General features: G+C 42.0%; 18 protein-coding genes. 10 read left to right on the forward strand and 8 right to left on the reverse strand.

The features are described 5' to 3' along the window. Positions 1-3: 3 nt before the first annotated feature. Entirely contained in the window at positions 4-654 is a 651-nt protein-coding gene (locus AC4CU2_RS14905) for an HAD family hydrolase (RefSeq protein WP_125280798.1), read from the reverse strand. 182 nt (positions 655-836) lie between these two features. Between AC4CU2_RS14905 and AC4CU2_RS14910 the strand changes: the two genes are divergently transcribed. Next, a complete protein-coding gene (locus AC4CU2_RS14910) occupies positions 837-1,319 on the forward strand; it encodes an RNA pyrophosphohydrolase (protein ID WP_004692547.1) in 483 nt (160 codons plus the stop codon). A gap of 81 nt (positions 1,320-1,400) precedes the next feature. Beyond that, positions 1,401-3,698 carry a phosphoenolpyruvate--protein phosphotransferase gene (gene ptsP / locus AC4CU2_RS14915; protein WP_151835511.1) on the forward strand — a complete coding sequence of 766 codons (2,298 nt, stop codon included), beginning with the start codon at positions 1,401-1,403 and terminating at the stop codon, positions 3,696-3,698. Positions 3,699-3,703: 5 nt separating this feature from the next. Here ptsP and AC4CU2_RS14920 read toward each other — a convergent pair whose 3' ends face one another. Together AC4CU2_RS14920 and AC4CU2_RS14925 are read right to left on the reverse strand one after the other, a co-directional pair. Continuing rightward, a complete protein-coding gene (locus AC4CU2_RS14920) occupies positions 3,704-3,892 on the reverse strand; it encodes a DUF7230 family protein (protein WP_332481862.1) in 189 nt (62 codons plus the stop codon). Positions 3,893-4,080: 188 nt separating this feature from the next. Then, a complete protein-coding gene (locus AC4CU2_RS14925) occupies positions 4,081-4,695 on the reverse strand; it encodes a LysE family translocator (RefSeq protein ID WP_490769032.1) in 615 nt (204 codons plus the stop codon). A gap of 151 nt (positions 4,696-4,846) precedes the next feature. On the opposite strand from AC4CU2_RS14925, the gene AC4CU2_RS14930 reads away from it, so the two are divergent. Together AC4CU2_RS14930 and AC4CU2_RS14935 are read left to right on the forward strand one after the other, a co-directional pair. Then, positions 4,847-5,299 (forward strand): Lrp/AsnC family transcriptional regulator, encoded by a 453-nt coding sequence (locus AC4CU2_RS14930; protein ID WP_490769033.1) that lies wholly within the window; start codon positions 4,847-4,849, stop codon positions 5,297-5,299. A gap of 282 nt (positions 5,300-5,581) precedes the next feature. Next, entirely contained in the window at positions 5,582-6,718 is a 1,137-nt protein-coding gene (locus AC4CU2_RS14935) for a DUF389 domain-containing protein (RefSeq protein WP_490751902.1), read from the forward strand. 6 nt (positions 6,719-6,724) lie between these two features. Here the strand turns inward: AC4CU2_RS14935 and AC4CU2_RS14940 are convergent, their stop codons facing one another. Next, positions 6,725-8,377, reverse strand: a complete 1,653-nt coding sequence (locus AC4CU2_RS14940) for an acyl-CoA dehydrogenase family protein (protein ID WP_490769034.1) — start codon at positions 8,375-8,377, stop codon at positions 6,725-6,727. A 78-nt stretch (positions 8,378-8,455) separates the two neighbouring features. Here AC4CU2_RS14940 and AC4CU2_RS14945 point away from each other — a divergent pair, with 78 nt between their 5' ends. Both AC4CU2_RS14945 and AC4CU2_RS14950 read left to right on the forward strand, forming a co-directional pair. Continuing rightward, on the forward strand, positions 8,456-9,076 hold the full coding sequence (locus AC4CU2_RS14945) for a TetR/AcrR family transcriptional regulator (protein ID WP_176537094.1): 621 nt from the start codon (positions 8,456-8,458) through the stop codon (positions 9,074-9,076). A gap of 320 nt (positions 9,077-9,396) precedes the next feature. Then, complete coding sequence (locus tag AC4CU2_RS14950; protein ID WP_490769244.1) at positions 9,397-9,888, forward strand: PAAR domain-containing protein; 492 nt, start codon at positions 9,397-9,399, stop codon at positions 9,886-9,888. Here the strand turns inward: AC4CU2_RS14950 and AC4CU2_RS14955 are convergent. Further along, a protein-coding gene (locus AC4CU2_RS14955; RefSeq protein WP_107908576.1) for an IS3-like element ISAba22 family transposase occupies positions 9,839-11,004 on the reverse strand; the annotation gives its coding sequence in 2 pieces (ribosomal slippage) (positions 9,839-10,746 and positions 10,746-11,004; 1,167 coding nt in all). The genes AC4CU2_RS14950 and AC4CU2_RS14955 overlap by 50 nt on opposite strands. 138 nt (positions 11,005-11,142) lie before the next feature. On the opposite strand from AC4CU2_RS14955, the gene AC4CU2_RS14960 reads away from it, so the two are divergent. Beyond that, complete coding sequence (locus tag AC4CU2_RS14960) at positions 11,143-11,841, forward strand: zinc protease (RefSeq protein ID WP_490769035.1); 699 nt, start codon at positions 11,143-11,145, stop codon at positions 11,839-11,841. After that, positions 11,838-12,239 carry an NF045616 family extracytoplasmic (lipo)protein gene (locus AC4CU2_RS14965; RefSeq protein WP_335343051.1) on the forward strand — a complete coding sequence of 134 codons (402 nt, stop codon included), beginning with the start codon at positions 11,838-11,840 and terminating at the stop codon, positions 12,237-12,239. The genes AC4CU2_RS14960 and AC4CU2_RS14965 overlap by 4 nt, the downstream gene beginning before the upstream one ends. 119 nt (positions 12,240-12,358) lie before the next feature. On the opposite strand, the gene katG is transcribed toward AC4CU2_RS14965, so the two are convergent. From katG to AC4CU2_RS14980, 3 genes are all read right to left on the reverse strand, one after another. Then, positions 12,359-14,551 carry a catalase/peroxidase HPI gene (gene katG / locus AC4CU2_RS14970; protein WP_490769036.1) on the reverse strand — a complete coding sequence of 731 codons (2,193 nt, stop codon included), beginning with the start codon at positions 14,549-14,551 and terminating at the stop codon, positions 12,359-12,361. A gap of 411 nt (positions 14,552-14,962) precedes the next feature. Continuing rightward, entirely contained in the window at positions 14,963-16,018 is a 1,056-nt protein-coding gene (locus AC4CU2_RS14975; protein WP_078425250.1) for an MBL fold metallo-hydrolase, read from the reverse strand. A 70-nt stretch (positions 16,019-16,088) separates the two neighbouring features. Next, complete coding sequence (locus AC4CU2_RS14980) at positions 16,089-17,027, reverse strand: cation diffusion facilitator family transporter (protein WP_176537089.1); 939 nt, start codon at positions 17,025-17,027, stop codon at positions 16,089-16,091. Positions 17,028-17,345: 318 nt separating this feature from the next. Here AC4CU2_RS14980 and hcaR point away from each other — a divergent pair, with 318 nt between their 5' ends. Beyond that, a complete protein-coding gene (hcaR, locus tag AC4CU2_RS14985; RefSeq protein WP_490769037.1) occupies positions 17,346-18,245 on the forward strand; it encodes a DNA-binding transcriptional regulator HcaR in 900 nt (299 codons plus the stop codon). Positions 18,246-18,554: 309 nt separating this feature from the next. Further along, positions 18,555-19,232: a DUF1345 domain-containing protein gene (locus AC4CU2_RS14990; protein WP_114392485.1), complete on the forward strand. Its 678-nt coding sequence runs from the start codon at positions 18,555-18,557 to the stop codon at positions 19,230-19,232. Positions 19,233-19,343: the final 111 nt, after the last annotated feature.

Here is a 19,343-nt window from a genome sequence, read left to right on the forward strand (position 1 = left end):
TACTTAAATCGACCAGTCTTGGATTTCCCATGCCTGCTCTTTAGCCAATGCTTCTAGGCGGTCATCTGGATTGACGGCAATGGCATGGTCAGCGTATTCCAGTAAAAAGCGATCATTGATGGAATCTGAATACGCCCAAGACTCGCTAACATCACGCCCTGCAAGCCATTGATCTAAACGCGTCAATTTGCCTTTTTGATAGCATGGTGTATTGATCACTTTGCCCGTGTATTTACCCTCAACCACTTCAGCATTGGTCGCAATAATTTCACTAATCCCAAATTCACGAAAAATCGGTGCCGTAATAAAATCAGAGGTTGCGGTAATGCCAACCAAAACATGTCCAGCATCGCGGTGTTTTTCAATGGCTGCAAAACCTTCAGGACGCATTTGCGGGCGAATCACTTTGTGCATGAACAGCTCATGCAGTTCAGTGAGGTAGGCATTGTCATGTTGAGTCAAAAATTCAAACACAAATTCATTATAGGCAATCGGGTCGAGCTGCCCTGCTTTGTAGTCTTCATAAAATTTATCGTTCATGGCGCGATGGCGAACTGGGTCGACCAAGCCTTCATTCACCAAAAACTCTCCCCAAGAATGATCTGAATCAGTGTTTAACAAGGTGTGATCGAGATCAAATAGCGCCAATTTCATGAAAATACTCGTAAAAACTGAAATTTAAGAAAAAATTTGTAAATCTATCTCCGCTAGTCGATAGAAATTCGTTAAGATCATAGCAATTTTAACATTTTTAAACTTTGCTTTTTTCGAGTTGGATACAGAAATAAAAATCCCCGATCGCAAAGTCATAAATTACACAATATTTAGGTAGCCAAATGATCGATTCGGAAGGTTTCCGACCCAATGTCGGGATCATTTTGGCAAACGAGTTTGGACAAGTTTTATGGGCAAAACGCATTGGACACAATGCTTGGCAATTTCCACAAGGAGGTATCCAATATGGAGAAACCCCTGAACAGGCACTTTATCGTGAGCTGAGAGAAGAAGTTGGCTTACTGCCCGAACACGTCCAAATTGTAGCGCAAACTAAAGGTTGGCTGCGTTATCGTTTGCCGCACCGATACATTCGTACAGATTCCGATCCCGTATGTATTGGACAAAAACAAAAGTGGTTTTTACTCAAACTCACTGCTCCCGCTCAGAACATTCGTTTGAATTTGTCTGATCCGCCTGAGTTTGACCAATGGCAGTGGGTCAGTTATTGGTACCCGCTGGGGCAAGTTGTGAATTTTAAACGCGATGTATACCGCAAAGCGATGGTGGAGCTGTGCAATCAGCTCCCTCAAAAAAAGCCTTAAAAAATCTAGACGTCCTACAGATTTTTTAAGGATCTCTTGTTATAAATAAGTTGGACGCACATTATTTTTGGAGTAGACGCGATGTCGAATATGCAACTGGATACCCTTCGACGCATTGTACAAGAAATCAATGCGTCCACCAGTTTGCATGAATCACTCGACATTATGGTCAACCATGTGGCGGAAGCCATGCATGTTGATGTTTGCTCCATCTATTTACTCGACGAACGCAATCAACGTTATTTGTTGATGGCATCGAAAGGTTTGAACCCCGATTCGGTCGGCCATGTTTCACTGCATACCAGTGAAGGCTTGGTCGGTCTGGTGGGGCAACGTGAAGAAATCGTCAACCTTGACAATGCACCGAAACATGAACGTTTTATGTACTTACCTGAAACAGGTGAGGAAATTTATAACTCGTTTCTCGGTGTACCGGTCATGTACCGCCGTAAAGTCATGGGCGTGCTCGTGGTGCAAAACAAAGAGTCGCAAGACTTTAGTGAAGCTGCGGAATCATTCCTCGTCACGCTCTGTGCTCAGCTTTCAGGGGTCATTGCGCATGCGCATGCGGTGGGCAATATCGATGTATTTCGTAAACCCAGCAATCTACCTGCCTATAAAACCTTCCAAGGTGTCCCGGGTTCAGGTGGAATTGCATTAGGGCGTGCCGTCATTCTCTATCCCCCTGCGGATTTGGCGGCTGTCCCTGACCGTGAAGCCGATGACATCAGTGAGGAATTAGAACTGCTTGATCGTGCCCTGACCTCAGTGCGTGATGAAATCAAATCACTTGATGACAAAATGCAAGATGCCCTCATGGCGGAAGAGCGCGCCTTGTTTAGCGTGTTCTTACGCATGTTGGATGAAAATGCGCTGCCAGCGGAAATTAAAGAACAAATTCGTGATGGTAACTGGGCACAAGGTGCGGTGCGTATCGTCATCGATAATCACATCGATCTGTTTGAACAGATGGAAGATGACTATCTCCGTGAACGTGCCGCGGACTTAAAAGATCTCGGGCGACGGATTTTGGCCTATTTGCAAGAAGCCGACTCCAGCCACCGTGAACTTACCGATGAAAGTATTCTGATTGGAGAAGAAATCTCAACCGCAGCCTTGGTTGAACTGCCAGTCGATAAAATTGCAGCCATCGTAACTACCGAAGGCGCCATGAACTCGCATATGGTGATTGTAGCGCGCGCACTCGGTATTCCAACCGTTGTTGGTGTCACTGAACTGCCAATTAATACCCTCGATGATGTGGAAATGATAGTCGATGCGCACCAAGGGCGTGTGTTCATTAATCCACCTCGCCGTTTACGTAGTCGCTATAAAGAAATTCAAAAAGAAGAAGAACTGATTGCCAAAGATTTAAAACAGTATGAAACTAAAGATGCCATCACCCCTGATGGTGTCGCAGTCAAACTGTTCGTCAATACTGGCTTGATGATTGATGTGGTCCGTGGTGTACAACGCGGTGCCAAAGGCGTTGGTCTATATCGCTCTGAAATTCCGTTCATGCTACGTGATCGCTTCCCGGGTGAAGAAGAACAGCGTGCGATTTATCGTCAACAGTTGAGTCACTTCGCCAACAAACCTGTGGTGATGCGTACCCTCGATATCGGTGCAGATAAGGACTTGCCTTATTTTTCAATTGAGGAAGAAAACTCAGCATTGGGCTGGCGCGGCATTCGCTTTACGCTCGACCACCCTGAAATTTTTTCTTCGCAAATTCGTGCCATGCTCAAAGCCAGTATTGGTCTCAACAACCTACACATTCTACTGCCGATGGTAACCAGTGTCAGTGAAGTAGAAGAAGCGTTGTATTTACTGGAGCGTGACTGGGTCGCGGTACAAGAAGAAGAACAGGTCAAAATCACCAAACCCAAAATCGGGATCATGGTCGAAGTACCAAGTGTCTTATTGCAGATTGAAGAGTTTGCCGAGTTGGTTGACTTTTTCTCGGTGGGTTCAAACGACCTAACGCAATACTTACTGGCCGTCGACCGTAATAATCCACGTGTCGCCAATGTCTACTCTCATTTCCACCCTGCGGTTTTACGTGCACTCACCCGCTTAGTCAAAGAGTGTCATAAGTACAACAAACCGGTCAGTATTTGTGGGGAAATGGCGGGTGATCCTTTGTCTGCGATCTTACTGATGGCGATGGGCTTCAATACCCTATCAATGAGCTCAAGTAACATTCTGCGTGTACGCAAAGCCATTTGTCATATCCCAATGACGGATGCGGTCGAATTGTTAGATCGAGCGTTGAAAATGAGTAATCCACTCATCGTGAAAAGTCAGATGGAATATTATTTTAAAACCCATGGTTTAGCCGACATGGTCAAATCTGCAACGCGGATTGTGACGGCTTAAGAGTCTTAAGCCCAAAGAAGAGGCATTAAAAAAGGGAGATAATCATCTGAATATCTCCCTTTTTTATGCTTATCATAGCCTCGTTTTGCATTTTTCTTTCGGTCTACAAAAACTTGGCTTTGGTTAACTTCATGCATATGTTTAGCCACGAAGTTGTGAATCACAACTTTTGGCTCAGCTTTCTTCTTTGCCATTTTTTTCACCTTATTGATGTGATCATCTCACTGATGATGCGGTAGAAATTTTACGCCTTTTTGAACGTATTACAAGCCATTTTGGCTGAACCTATATCCCCAGCTCATGCACTATTTTTCAATTCAATTACAGGTTAAGGCAATGCTATATTTTGCACTGCCTTTGATCCATATGCTTAAAATATCGCTTAGACATAAAACTGTTCTAACAATAAAATCATCGCCATCAACATCATCAATGCCCCTGACACTCGACTGACCACTCTAGCTGCCTGCGGACGTGTGCCCAAAACTTTCTGCGCACTAAATCCAACCAAGAAATAAACAGCCGCACAACTCATGAGGTGAATCCCCGCCAATAAAACAATTTGTGACGTGGGTGACCAAGCCGCTCGCGGGTCGATAAAGGGCGGCAATAAAGCTAAAAATAGCAGCAGAACTTTCGGGTTTAAGCCACTTAAATAAACGCCTCGAATGTACCATGACTTTGAAGATGCAATGGCAACCTGATCGCTGCTAATACTCGCAGGACGCATCGACAGGCTCAGCCCCATCCACAGCAAATAAACAGCCCCAGCACCCGTGAGCACTTGAAGCAATACGGGCTGACTGGTCACCAATGTGCCCACACCCGCTGCAACAATCAGTGCCGCCATCAAATGCCCTGTTAATAACCCGGTTACCGCAGGCAAGACTCTTTTGCCCTGTATCCCGGATGAAATGGCATAGGCCCAATCTATACCTGGTGTCATCACAAACAGGATAGAAACACCCCAAAATGCAATCAAAATATTCAGTGACATCCCTTTCCTCTCTTATTCATCATCGTTTTTGAGGTTTAATCCAATCAAAACATGATCTGTATCAAATAATTTTGAAAGGATATCCTTTAGGCTCTAAAATGTGCTTTCAAATATTTGTGCAATAACGCCTAAAAAGGGGAGATTCTTCCACATGGATAAAATTGATAAGAAGATTCTTGCTGAACTACAAGCCGATGGTCGTTTATCTGTTACGGAGTTGGCGCATAAGGTAGGGCTTAGCCTCTCTCCCTGTCACCGTAGAGTCAAAGCCTTAGAAGATACAGGTATTATCAAAGGCTATCGCGCACAGTTGGATATCTCCCAGCTTGGCTTGAATTTCTCCACCATTGTTTTTGTGACGCTCAAAAATGGCGATAAAGATTCGGTACAAAGTCTTGAAGACGCGATTCTTAAGATTCCTCAAATTGTGAAAGCGCAGCGACTTTTTGGTGACCCCGACTATTTGCTGCATGTCGTGACCTATGACTTAGAAAGTTATCAAAAACTCTATGATGAGCACTTGTCAGCACTGCCAAATGTGCAACGTCTCATCTCTACCATGGTGATGAAAAATATTATTTCCAATCGTAGCGTCTTGTTCTAACAAGAATATGCTCTAGGGTCAGCTAAACATCTGTAATTGATCTGTCTTTTTCTGAATGGCCTCGCGATTTCAAGAAAATCTGTCCTGCTCGGTGCTAAAAAGTCCTTGTTAATGAATGATGTTCAACAAAATCGAGAAGCCTCGCTTCAATAAAAAGAAAGTGATTAGCACATATTCTAAATTGAAGCGTGAATCATATTATTTCTCACCATTTTTTTGTTTGCTTCCCTTGATAAAAGCGCTAGATTAAATCTTAATCACAGACAAAATAAGAGCATCGCCATGCCACTCGGAAAAGACAAAGATGCAACCATTGTGGTCAAAGATACGCCAGACCAAGAAAAGTATGAGTTTCTAAAAGAAAAAATTCGTTATAAGCAGGCCTTGCGCGAAAACTCCAAAAAAATTGACCACCAAAAAGTCCGATTAAACATCCAAGCGGATGCACTGCCAAGCAAAACCTTTTTTATTATGAATGCCTTGGCTGCCGTTATTGCAGGCTATGGACTGCTGTCCAACTCTGCTGCGGTGGTGATTGGCGCGATGTTGGTTGCCATGATGCTGGGGCCGATTTCAGGCATTGCCTTGGCTTTAATTGATAACCGATGGCTGCTGTTTAAAACCGCGTTGTCGACCTTGTTACTTGGCGTTGCCATGATTTATAGCATTGGGATCATTTTAGGGCTGGTGAACTATGACCTACCTATGACCAATGAAATTTTATCGCGCACGCAGCCAACCATTTTGGATTTGATGATTGCTTTAGCAGGGGGTGCCGCAGGTGCTTTTGCCTCAGTATCCCCTCGCCTGTCTGTGGCCGTAGTGGGCGTCGCCGTTGCGACAGCCTTAGTTCCGCCCTTGGTGGCCAGCGGGATTTTATTTGCACATATGGAATGGAAAAACTCAGCCAATGCATTTTTACTGGCAGTGACCAACATCTTCGCCATTCAGATTAGCTCATCTTTAGTCCTTTGGATTGCAGGCTTTAGACGGGGTTCCACCGAAGAAGTGCAGAGTAGTGTCAAAGAGTTTCTCAAACGTAATGCTGTTAGCCTAATGTTCTTGGCACTTTTAGGGATTTATCTCTCACTCAACTTTTATGCGCTGCTCAATACACGGCTGTACGAAAGCAGTACCGAGGCGACCATTAGCACTGAGCTGAACCATGCCAATAATATTATTGATACCATCCAATACGATAAAAGAGATGATTTCACTTTAGTCCGTGTCTCTATCCGTGGAGATATTCCGCCTAGCCCAGCGCAAATTGCAGCACTCAATCAAAAGCTATTGCCAGACTTGAACGATAACCCAAGCATTGTTCAAGTCCGCTTTATTCCGATTGATATTATTCAGGCTGAAGACAGCCCCAACATCAAACTCGAACAAGATGAAGCACAAAAGCTTTCCGTACAATAAAGAGCTTTAAGCTACAAATGCTCTATGCAGTAGTCGTTCTACGTCGGGTTGTTTCATCTCAAGCATCCCGACAACCCGACCATGAAATGGACTATAACGGCTTTGAATAAAGCCATCAGCCACATAGTCTGGTGCATGCCGTTTCAGCAGGACTGCTTGTGCCAAAATCACTAAACGGCTGACCAAACTGCGCCCCATAAATTGTAGTTCTTCAGGTGTCTGTTGGAACAACTGAAATAGATTTTGCAGCTCTTGTTTCAACTGTTCATCTTGCATAGCCGTGGTAGCCAAATCTTGAAACAGGATTTCAATCGACTCTACATCACGGCTGATAGCACGCAGCACATCCAAACACATGACATTGCCTGAGCCTTCCCAAATGGTATTGACTGGCGCTTCTTTAAAAATACGCGCCATGATGCCGTTGTCGACATAGCCATTGCCACCAAAGACTTCCATCATCTCCCCTGTGAGTTCCACAGTACGTTTACATATCCAGAACTTCGAAGCTGGGGTCATAATGCGTTTCCACGCCACAGACAGCGCATCATCTACCTCATAGCAATGGGCCAAATGGAAACTCAACTGCATCGCCGCTTCCGTTTCTAAGGCTAAATCTGCCAGTACCGCTTGCATCAAAGGTTGCTGCGCTAAATGTTTGCCAAAAGCTTTGCGCTGACGGGTATAGGCAATACATTGCACCAAGGCCTGTCTAAGCATGGCAGTACTGCCCACCGAACAGGTCAAACGGGTATAGTTCGCCATTTCAATGATGGTTGGAATACCGCGTCCCGCCTCCCCAATCATAATGCCCCACGCCTCTTTAAATTCGACTTCGGAGCTAGAGTTACTTCGGTTGCCGACTTTTTCTTTTAAGCGTTGCACATGAATTGGATTCTTGGTGCCATCCTCTAGCCAGCGCGGCACAAAGAAACACGCCAAACCATCTTGTTCCGTCTTTGCCACCACCAAATGTGCATCACACATCGGTGCAGAAAAAAACCATTTGTGTCCTGTGAGTAAATAAGCTTGTCCGCGCCCCGACTCTGCGATTGGTACAGCCATGGTTTCATTGGCACGCACATCTGAACCACCTTGCTTTTCGGTCATGCCCATGCCCAGCCAAATCGATTTTTTTTGACTGATCGGCACATCACGTTCATCATATTCGGTTGAAAGTAACTTATCGCCGATTTTGGCCCACAGTTCAGGTTCGCGTTGAATCAGTGGAATACTGCCTAAGGTCATCGAATTTGGACATAAGTTTCCGCATTCCACTTGCCCTGCCAAATAAAAACGCGCTGCCCACTCGACCCATTTTGAGGATGAATTGGGATGATTAAACGGATGTGCATGAGTATCGAACTGACGATTTAACCCCATCCATTTATGCCATGCAGGATGAAACTCGATAAAGTCTTTACGGCGTCCGCGCGCATCGAAGGCGTGTAAAATAGGCGTATGCCTATTGGCGAGCTCAGCATAGTCATAATATTCCGCTGAACCAACAACTTTGCCCATCTCTGTGAGTCTTGCCTGATCCTGACTACCATAACGAGTGAGAATTTCTTTTAAAACGGTATCGGTTTCAAACAAGTTGTAATTTTCCAGTTCATCAAATTGATTGCTGATTTGATGGGTCATCCATGCGGTATTCATATCACTTTGCTCTTGTTATGCTGTGCTTTTCATTTCAGTATAGAGAAAAATTGTGTCTGCCATGTTCAGCTTTGTGCTATGAAGAATCCTGAGATCCAAGTCCGCCGTAGACCGCGCCAGTCGCGAGCCAAGCTCACCCAAGAAGCTTTGCAAGAAAGTTTTGTTCGGCTTTTGCATGAGCGCCATGCGCACGAAATTACCATTCGGGAAATTACCGATGTGGCGGGTGTCGGTTTGGGTACCTTTTATGAGTACTTTTCAAAGAAGGAAGATTTGGTTGCATTGACCATTCACCAGCATGTGAAAACTAATGCGGAGCAGCTAAAAAGTTATGCACAAAGCCTGATGGAGTTATCCACAAAATTGAGTTTTGAGGACTATTTACAGCAAATTATTCACTTTCAGCTTGAGCAGATTCAGGCTCGACAGTTTCTCTGGGCACAGACTTTTCTACTGGAACGGCAGGTTTCAAACATTGAAAGCTATCGAAAGAGTTATGAAATGATGGTGCAGATGTGGCGCAGCATCCTTGAGCCTTATATTGAAGATGAAGTGCAACTCAAGCGAATCAGTTTAAATGTACAGCGGGTGTGTTATGGCTTTGTGTCGCAGACTTTGTTGGTCGAGCCTGAGTTTGAGGAGTGGGTAATGTTGGAAGGAGATATTCTTCAAAGTTTAGGAAAACTTAAGTTTGAATAAAAATAGCTTTTTTTAACTTAAAGATCCTTTTTGATTGGCAAAACATAACTAAACTGCTTACAAAAAATACTATTTGTCTAAAAATTGCTTTCCCATGATTTTCTGTGCTTACCTTTAAATTATAAATTACTGATATATAAAATAATATTTAAATTAGGTTCATATAAGCCCTATTATCTAAAATGGAATCAATATTTCAGGGTATTCCTTGGAATTTTGTATCGTTTAATTCTTATGGTTGAATAACAATATCGTTAAAAAATTATAAAAAATAAATGAAAGCATTAATCACAGTAGGTTGTAAAACAGATCATGGTTGAATCATTGTTTTAGGTGACTCATCTTTTTTAGTCGAAGGTAAGGCAGTACATCTTGATGGTATGACTCATTTTTGTCCTAAATGTAAAGTTCAATCACGTGCAATAGCTTCTAATCAAGGTTTTATGGTCGTGGGTGGAAAAAGCATTGTTGCTGTTGGTGATACCTCTAGTTGTGGATCAAAATATTTAAAAATTTCTGATTTAGCTGTGATGAGTAGTGGGACTAGTAGTCCAAAAATTGTATCTAATAATACTAATAGTTTTGTAGCTGAACCTAATTTTAAATACGGAAAAAAATTTGTACTACAGGATGAGTTAACAGGAGAACCTTTAGCTAATGTATGTTATGAAATATATATGAATGGTGAAACTTTCCACGGTAAAACGGATAAAGAAGGGTTGATATACGCTGAATTATCAGGAGACTTTCCCTTGGGAGATTCTAGGCAGCCAACTTATAAAAGTCTTCGGCCATTTGATTTGGTGTCTTAAAACCCAAACCCTTTTGAATTCTTCGATGATTATAAAATAACTCAATGTATTTTATAATATCTGCTTTGGCTTCTTCTCTGGTTTGATAGTTGTAATGATGCACTAACTCATTTTTCAGTATTCCCCAAAAGCTTTCAATCGGTGCATTATCGTAACAGTCTCCGCGCTTGCTCATTGAACCTTGAAAACCATATTGCTCAAGTATATTTCGATATTCATGGCTGCAATATTGACTTCCTCTGTCTGAATGCACAATCAGTTCTTTGGTTGGTTTTTGATTGTGAATAGCCATATTTAGCGCATTACAAACAAGCTGTGCTGTCATGCGCTCATTTAAGCTATAGCCAACCACTTGCTTCGTGTAAAGGTCTTTTACCGCTGCTAAGTACAGCCATCCTTCAACAGTCCATATGTACGTAATATCACTTGACCATGCTTGATTTGGTCTAGTCATTGAGAATTGTTGCTCCAGCAGGTTTTCATAGATCGCTCGATTATGGTCACTATTCGTAGTCCTTTTAAAACGCTTGTGTCGCTTACAATACAGGTGGTTCAGCGCTTTTATCTGACGTACAGCGTACATACTCATTTTTATGCCCTGAGCTTGTAAGTATTTGGTTAATCGAATATAACCATAACTCTGCTTTGTCTCCTCATGGGCTATTTTCACCAATATCGTCTGTTGATTTCGTTGAATCGTTCTTTTGCTCACGCCTCTCTTGAGCCAATCATAAAAACATGAAACTGAAACATGAAGTAATCGAGCCATTAAGGTAATTGGAAAAGAATATCTTTTTTGTTTCATATAGGCGTACCTTACTGACTTTCTTTGGCAAAGTACGCTGCTGCCTTTTTTAAAAATTCACGTTCCATTTCAGCTATTTTGAGCTGTTGTTTGAGTTTTTTATTTTCTTCGAGTAGAGCGTTTAGATCAGGTGAATACTGTTTTGTACCTGCTAAAGTTCCAGCCTTTGCTTTGGTATTCCAATTTGAAAGAGTTTGCATTGAAATGCTAAGTTGTCTGGCTGTTTCCGAGACATTGCCTTGATTGGCTTCAATTAATTTGATGGCTTCAGCTTTAAATTCTGTGGTGTAAGTCTTGTGTTTCTTGCTCATGGTAAACTCCTGATGAGTGTGTTTAGTTTACCAAGTTAAAACCTCCTGTTTTTTCAGCACACATCAGGTTTACTCATTTTATTACTAGTGAAACAGAAGAAGAACTAGAAATAAGAATAATTTTAGAGGATCATGAACATGGCGAATAGAGTAACAGGCAGAGGAAATCCTAAAAATACTGTTTTAAAGAGTATAACTTCTAAATTACAAAAAATAGATGCAGAGATGAAAAATCAAGCTGCTACTATTATTAAAGTCGGAAGTAAAAGACTGTTAACTTCTGGTGAAATAGCTATGTCTCGCCTGATTTTTAAAGATGCAATTGATTACTCTAAGGTCTGGATACATTTAGGTGGCTTAATACATACAAAAACAGGTAATGCCATGACGCCTGCTGGGGAAATCTATTTACCGAAAGATGATTACTTAAAAACACCTGACTATAGCAAAGCTACAGGTGAAAACCGTCATTGGTTTATTCATGAAATGGTACATGTTTGGCAATATCAAATGGGGACATCAACTGGTTGGCTTGGGATAAAACAATTATGTAAAGGAGGATATACTTCGGAGGTCAATTCTGTTGACTCGGACAATGAGTTAGAAGCCTATGACACGGACTTAGGAGGTCGAGATTTAAATAAAAAATTTCAAGATTTTAACTTTGAACAACAAGGTAGAATTATTGAGTTTTGGTTTGATGCTTGTTATTTACAAAAAGTTAATCCCAAACGGGATCATCATCAAAAAAGTTTACAATTATTAGGCTATGTTGAGAAAATATTAAGAGATTTTTTACTTAACCCCTCAAATAAAAATTTATTACCGAAATCGTGATTATGAAAAAAATAATATATAGTTTTGTAGCAATGGTGCTTATAGGTTGTAATCAGCAGAGTCGAGATCTTAATACAAAAATTATTAATGATAATTTATGTCTTTTCACGAATGAATCTAAAGATTATGGAAAAGATAATTTTCTAGTTCATTTTGCAAAAATTGACTTTTCTAAAGAATATCAAAGTGAATATGAAAAATCTTACTCAAAAACAGACTTACCTATTAGTGAAAAAAATTGTATAGCTATCCCATTAGATAAGTTAGAAAAAAATTTAGCTTATACAATTACTTTAAGCACTATTAATAAGTCATTTAACTCTCAAATTTGTATTTTAGAAAATAACAGCGGTATTAGTATTAAACAGGTAGAGGCTGGAAAAAGCACATGTGAATAACTCCTATCGCATTAATCCACTTTAAAATTAACATAATTCACGCCATACAAAATTTAATAATATCAATATATTGCAATCTAAAAAACCGTCCTAAAGGACGGTTTTTTATTTCAATTAAACTACTTGACGTCAAAACGGTCAGCATTCATTACTTTCACCCAAGCTGCAACAAAGTCTTTTACAAACTTCTCTTTGTTGTCATCTTGCGCATAAACTTCTGCATATGAACGTAAAATCGAGTTCGAACCAAAAACTAAGTCGGCACGTGTCGCCGTCCATTGGGTTGCCCCTGTCGCACGGTCTACAATTTCATAACGGTTTTTACCCACGGGTTTCCAGTTATATTTCATATCCGTTAAGTTCACAAAGAAGTCATTGCTCAATACCCCTACGCGAGCCGTCAACACGCCTTCTGCTGTACCTGCATAGTTAGTACCAAGCACACGCATACCACCGACGAGAACCGTCATTTCAGGCGCAGTCAAACCGAGTAATTGTGCGCGGTCTAACAACATTTCTTCAGGTTGTACACTGTAATCTTCTTTGACCCAGTTACGGAAACCATCATGCTTAGGGAGTAAATCTTCAAAAGAATAGACATCTGTTTGCTCTTGAGTCGCATCACCTCGTCCTGCAAGGAACGGAACTTTGATATTCACACCCGCAGCATGCGCCGCTTTTTCAACCGCTGCCGTACCGCCCAATACAATCAAATCAGCAATGCTGACTTTTTTCGCCAGACTCGCCTGAATTTCTTCAAGCTTCGCCAAAACTTTGGCTAAACGCTCAGGCTCATTGCCCACCCAGTCTTTTTGTGGTGCAAGACGAATACGCGCCCCATTGGCGCCACCGCGGTAGTCGGAACCACGGAAAGTCCGCGCACTATCCCAAGCAGTATTAATCAATTCAACCGAAGTTAAACCGCTATTTAGCAACTTCGCTTTTAAGTCTTCAATTTCAGCTTCAGACAAAACATAATCGACCGATGGAATTGGGTCTTGCCAAATCAGATCATCATTCGGTACATCTGCACCTAAATAGCGAGATTTTGGTCCCATGTCACGGTGAGTGAGCTTGTACCAAGCACGCGCAAACACTTCAGACAAGTAAGCTGGATCTGCATAAAAACGCTCTGAAATTTTACGGTATTCAGGGTCCATTTTCAGCGCCATATCGGCATCGGTCATCATTGGGTTGCGGCGTACATTCGGGTTATGTGCATCAACAGGTTTATCTTCCTCTTTGATGTTAATCGGTTCCCATTGTTTCGCACCCGCAGGACTGGTGGTTTTTTCCCATTCATAAGTGAACAGCAGATAGAAAAATTCGTTATCCCATTTGGTCGGGTGTGTGGTCCAAGCCCCTTCTAAACCACTGACCATGGTGTTCGCGCCATTGCCTGTACCTTCTGAGTTATGCCAACCGAGACCTTGGAACTCCACGTCTGCGCCTTCGACATCTGCCCCTAAGTTTTCGGCTTTACCATTTCCGTGCGCTTTACCTACGGTGTGACCACCCGCAGTGAGTGCTACAGTTTCTTCATCATCCATTCCCATACGGTCAAAAGTGACACGCATGTCTTGTGCAGTACGAAGTGGATCTTGGACGCCATCAACCCCTTCTGGATTGACGTAGATTAATCCCATTTGTACCGCAGCTAATGGATTTTCAAGCGATTTACGGTCTTGGTCATTGGCATAACGGTTTGCCGTTGGTGCCAGCCATTGACGCTCTTCACCCCAGTAAATGTCTTTTTCGGGTGCCCAAATATCTAGACGACCACCACCAAAGCCAAAGGTTTTCAGGCCTGCTTCTTCATAAGCTACAGTCCCAGCAAGAACGATTAAATCGCCCCATGAAATTTTGTTGCCATATTTACGTTTGATTGGCCATAGTAGGCGACGGCCTTTATCGGTGTTGACGTTATCAGGCCAACTGTTGAGGGGTGCAAAACGTTGGTTCCCTGTGTTAGCGCCGCCACGTCCATCTTGTTTACGGTAAGAACCCGCCAAGTGCCATGCGGTACGTACAAACATCCCAATGTAACTACCATAGTCAGATGGCCACCATTCTTGGCTGCTGTTGATGAGTTCACGGAGATCTTGTTTCACCGCTTCTAAATCCAATGATTTGAATGCAGCTGCATAGTCAAAATCAGGATCCATCGGGTTGGTTTTTTTATCGTGTTGCGACAGGATGTCGAGATTGAGCGCATTCGGCCACCAATCAGAATTATTGGTGCTGGCTAAACTCGTTTGTCCACCATCTTTCTGGTGAAATGGACAACCTGATGCTTGCATATTCTGTGTCATGTCGAGCTCCAAATTTGATCATCAAATTATGATTATCATGAACCGTTTAAAGTAATTATTACTGTTCTAACATAGCCCCTTTTGATGACAATCTAAAGCGAGTTTTAAGAATAAAAACAATCGGATTCTTCTATGTAAATATTTAAGAAAGAAAGAGTTTTAACTTTTCAACAAGATAAGATCCGATGAAAACACAGCAAAAAGAAAGGCTTTTTATACGAGGTTGATGGACATTTTCAATTGAATTTATCGATTAAAACTTAGACAAGCCTTACCAGCAATGAGCGCGGCTCAAATTGAGTAAAAATTAAACAAAAAAGAGGCATACTTTCGGTTTTTAGATTTTTTGAAAGATATTTTGGTGATGACTGTTTTGCCAGCCATCACCTGATCTTATACTTAAAGCGTTCATTACACGCTTAAACGTCGACCTTCTCTTAAGCAAACAAACGGATTCATCAGCTTCGAGCTATTTTTCATTGCCACTTTTAAGTCAATTTCAGGCTGTTCTCGGCTTTCATCAGTCAGCTGAAAAGTGCGATAGTGAATAGCCATCGAGCATTTGGCATGCAGGTCTTTATGCGCTTGAAAGGCATCTTGCGGATTCATATGCATATAGCGCATCAGCTCACGCGGTTCATACGCCCCGATGGGCAGTAATGCAATTCGCGGTGCGCCAAAACGCTGATGCAGCTCTTTAAAGTGCGGTGAATAGCCCGTATCGCCCGCAAAATAAGCATAGTCAGCGCCACAGTGAATATTAAACCCACCCCATAACGCACGGTTTTGATCACGCAGCCCACGGCCAGAACCATGCTGTGCTGGGGTATAGACCAGTTTTAAATCATGCAGACGCGCCGACTGCCACCAATCCATTTCCAATACTTGTAAGTGCTTGGGTAAATACCATCCATTGCCTAGCCCTGTGTAAATGGGCATGGCGAAACGCTCATACAACCAGTTCAGACTGGCAATATCCATATGGTCATAGTGGTTGTGGCTCAAGAGCACCGCATGAATGGTCGGTAAATCTTCCAAGGCTATGCCAGCAGGCATAACACGGCGAGGTCCCCGCCCTTGCTTCGGGCTGACATGTTCCGCCCATACAGGATCGGTCAATAAGTTATAGGGCCCAATTTGAAGTAATACCGTGGCATGACCCACAAACCACACCTGCCAATCCTTTAAATCGGCATGGGGCCGATCTTGCGGCAGGCTTTTTTTATCGGCATGAAAGTGTGCATACTCTTGTGCCAAATCCACATTCCATGTCGAAGATTTACGCTTAATCAGCCATTTTAGCAAGTCGCCTCGACTACGGCCCTCAGGTCGACGAACCGAATTGACAAAGCGAGTCCCGTTATAATGGTCGGAGTGTAGGAACTGAAATTCGGGCTGCCGCCATGTATGGGACATGGTATTTTCAGTCGGAATTTGATAATGGAGTTCAGTTGATTTTGGCTTCATTTAACGTCGTTATCTTTATTGCAATACACCAGTAACAGGACCAGTTTTGAAAACTGACCTCTACCTTAACCTATTCCAAGCGTCCTTGCATTCGCTCTAACCACACTTTTTTTGATTGCGGCTTCACAAAGAGTGCCACAATCTCAGGATGATTTTGTTTAATTTTTGCTTCAATTCGATTGACACACGCTTCTATCTCATCGGTAGTCAGGTGATCTTCAAACTCCACGCTCAATGAGGCCAAAACCTGTTTGGCACCCATTTGTTCGGTCAGTAAGCCGTTGGCCGACAATACGCCTTCATCATCTTGGGCAATTTTTAAAATATTTTGCCGTACATGCAGGTCCGCGGTTTCACCAAGCAATAAACCTTTGGTTTCTCGTGCCAGTAGAAAAGCAGATACCGCCAGAACCAGCCCAATCAGAATAGATGCCACCCCATCCAGTGCAGGCATATTTAAACGATGTGCCAAATAAATACCAAGAAAAGCAATCAACAGACCAATTAATGCAGCAGAGTCTTCAAACAAAACTGTAAACGTGGTGGGGTCTTTACTGCGACGAAAGGCCTCAAAATAACCTTGCTGACCTTTCGCCTTACGAAACACTTTCAGAGCAACACACCATGAAATACCTTCACTTACAAATGCAAAGCCAAGTACAACATAATTGATGGTCGGGTTTAAAATGGGTTCAGGATGCAAAATGTGCATGATCCCATTGTACATAGACACCAATGCCCCTAAGGCAAAGACCATAAGAGATACAATGAAGGCCCAAAAATATAGCTCTCTCCCGTAGCCAAAAGGATGATTAAAATTGGCGGGTTTATTCGACTTCTTCAGTCCATATAACAGTAAAATTTCGTTTAAGGTATCCACAACAGAGTGAATGGCTTCACTCAACATGGCAGAGCTGTTGGTCAAATAAGCCGCAATAAATTTTACCAGCGCAATGGCTAAATTCCCCAACAGCGCGGCATAGACCACCAGTTTATTTGAATCTGCCATATCGATTTTTAGCCCGTATGTTCAATTAAATTATATTTATGTTTTTATCATATCCAATTTCGGCAAAACGCAACTGTATTTTTATGTAGTTCACCTCCCCTGATTTTCAGGTGATTGGTATGAACTATTTTCAATATTTAATTAATACCTTTTAGCAATTATTAAAAAAGTTATTTCGTATAGAAAAGTCTTAAGACTCAACCCAAGATCATTTATTTTCTAAATAATTGAATCATCTTCACGGCATCATTGTTTATCGATTATACTTTATCGCAGTCATGGTAAGACATTTTTTGGATTAGTCAGTGGGTTATTTATATGGAACTTAGACACCTTCGCTATTTCATTACTGTTGCTGAAGAACTGAACTTTAGTAAAGCAGCACTGAAACTTTATACTGCTCAACCTTCATTAAGTCAGCAAATCAAAGACCTTGAAGAAGATGTCGGTGTGCAGTTATTGTATCGAACCAAGCGAAAAGTTGAACTCACGGAAGAAGGCGCTGTTTTCCTTGAACAAGCACGTCTCACCTTGGCTCAGGCAGACAAAGCGGTCGCTATGGCACGCCAAGTGTCACAGGCCAAACAGCAGATGCTCCGCATTGGTTTTGTCCCTGTGGCGGAAATGAAAATCTTTCCTTATGTACTGCCCAATTTACGAGTACAAAACCCAGAGTTAAAAATTGAGTTATTCAGTATGAACAATACTGAGCAACTACGTTTGCTGAAAAAAGGGGAGTTGGACATTAGCTTTACGCGAAATAATGTCCATAGTGATGAAATTGAAAGCCAGTTTGTACTGCGTGAACCACTCATTTTCCTGTTGCCAAAAGACCATCCTTTGGCCCAATACGAGCGAATTCCGGTTAAAGCATTAAATAGCATTGATTTTATTATTCCCGCAGCCGAGCAGTCACAGACTTTACACCAGACGATTTTAGACTTTGCCAAAGCTCATAATGTCGAATTCAACATTGTGCAAAAAGCGGACAATATTCTATTCAATATCAATGCGATTGGCTTAGGGCTCGGCTGTACAATTTTACCCGGTTATGTTGCGCCACTTAGCATGAACAACACGGTAATTCGTCCACTTGAGGTTGAGCTGCCGTATTTGGATCTGTATGTGAACTATCGTAAAAATAACAGCTCATTGGTAGTGACTAAATTTTTAGAATTACTGACTCGGGTATTTTATTTGGATATTAACCGCGAATAAATCCGCAGTGAGTCCTCATTACTCATCTCATTCGGCGCGCCACTATTTTCTGAATAAAATAAATAGTTACGCACCTTTCTCATGGAACTATACGCTGTAAGACAAGCGTATTTTTACCCTTTTGTTTTTCAGTGATGTCGATGACATCTCGCTTTTTCATTTTGCATTCTTTTTAAGCTAGGATAGGCTAAGAAAAACTGGCTTTTTTCAGTTTCCCTACAACTGAAGTCCAAACACAGACTGGTACTGAAGTAGATCTTGCGACTTTAGAGCTGCACAAAAAAAAATAAAACGAAGAAGGAGAAAATTATGCCAATGCCCACTTTGCAGCGTTTAAAAACAGCAATGAAATTTCGCCCCTTCTTTTTCATTAGTTTTTTGCTGACTGCTGTTTTTTATACGCTGCTGAATACATTTACCGACTGGTCTTGGTCGACAAATTTATTGATCAGTTGGAATATTGCCGTCTCAAGTTATTTAGTCAAAACCATGACCACCCTGTGGTCTGTTGACCATCGGCACATTCTGCAACATGCACAGCAGCAAGATGCCAGCAAATGGATCATTCTACTGTTGGTGATCATGACTTTGCTCATGTGCTTAATTGCGATTGTATTAGAGTTGACTCATCTTCCGAATGACCCAACCATCAAATATGGGCACTTAGCGCTGTCCTTACTCACCATTATTAGCGCATGGTTCTTTATGCATACCGTATTTGCCATTCATTATGCGCATGATTATTATCTGGCCCTCGCAGACCAACAAGATGCAGGCTTAGACTTTCCCAAAACAGCTCAACCGACCTATCCCGACTTTTTATATTTTAGTTATGTGATTGGTACTTCTGCGCAAACCGCGGATGTTTCTATTACTTCGCGTTCGATGCGTATTCTCAATATTCTGCACATTATTTTAGCTTATGGTTTTAATACCTCGATTCTCGCCATTAGCATCAATGTCGCAGCAGGTTTTATTACGCTATAAGTACCCTGTTTTTCATTTCTTGGTCATCCTGTCAAATGACAACCATCCAATATAAAAACGATGATTGAAGTCCTTTCGACGACAACATCACAAAAAAAGCCCCAATCAGAG

The organism is Acinetobacter sp. 797_lipA (assembly GCF_058243025.1).

What these genes read in the sequence shown, in the direction of transcription:
- AC4CU2_RS14905 (WP_125280798.1), bottom strand. Translation starts at nt 654, where the DNA reads ATGAAATTGGCGCTATTTGATCTCGATCACACCTTGTTAAACACTGAT.
- AC4CU2_RS14910 (WP_004692547.1), top strand. Translation starts at nt 837, where the DNA reads ATGATCGATTCGGAAGGTTTCCGACCCAATGTCGGGATCATTTTGGCA.
- ptsP (WP_151835511.1), top strand. Translation starts at nt 1,401, where the DNA reads ATGTCGAATATGCAACTGGATACCCTTCGACGCATTGTACAAGAAATC.
- AC4CU2_RS14920 (WP_332481862.1), bottom strand. Translation starts at nt 3,892, where the DNA reads ATGGCAAAGAAGAAAGCTGAGCCAAAAGTTGTGATTCACAACTTCGTG.
- AC4CU2_RS14925 (WP_490769032.1), bottom strand. Translation starts at nt 4,695, where the DNA reads ATGTCACTGAATATTTTGATTGCATTTTGGGGTGTTTCTATCCTGTTT.
- AC4CU2_RS14930 (WP_490769033.1), top strand. Translation starts at nt 4,847, where the DNA reads ATGGATAAAATTGATAAGAAGATTCTTGCTGAACTACAAGCCGATGGT.
- AC4CU2_RS14935 (WP_490751902.1), top strand. Translation starts at nt 5,582, where the DNA reads ATGCCACTCGGAAAAGACAAAGATGCAACCATTGTGGTCAAAGATACG.
- AC4CU2_RS14940 (WP_490769034.1), bottom strand. Translation starts at nt 8,377, where the DNA reads ATGAATACCGCATGGATGACCCATCAAATCAGCAATCAATTTGATGAA.
- AC4CU2_RS14945 (WP_176537094.1), top strand. Translation starts at nt 8,456, where the DNA reads ATGAAGAATCCTGAGATCCAAGTCCGCCGTAGACCGCGCCAGTCGCGA.
- AC4CU2_RS14960 (WP_490769035.1), top strand. Translation starts at nt 11,143, where the DNA reads ATGGCGAATAGAGTAACAGGCAGAGGAAATCCTAAAAATACTGTTTTA.
- katG (WP_490769036.1), bottom strand. Translation starts at nt 14,551, where the DNA reads ATGACACAGAATATGCAAGCATCAGGTTGTCCATTTCACCAGAAAGAT.
- AC4CU2_RS14975 (WP_078425250.1), bottom strand. Translation starts at nt 16,018, where the DNA reads ATGAAGCCAAAATCAACTGAACTCCATTATCAAATTCCGACTGAAAAT.
- AC4CU2_RS14980 (WP_176537089.1), bottom strand. Translation starts at nt 17,027, where the DNA reads ATGGCAGATTCAAATAAACTGGTGGTCTATGCCGCGCTGTTGGGGAAT.
- hcaR (WP_490769037.1), top strand. Translation starts at nt 17,346, where the DNA reads ATGGAACTTAGACACCTTCGCTATTTCATTACTGTTGCTGAAGAACTG.
- AC4CU2_RS14990 (WP_114392485.1), top strand. Translation starts at nt 18,555, where the DNA reads ATGCCAATGCCCACTTTGCAGCGTTTAAAAACAGCAATGAAATTTCGC.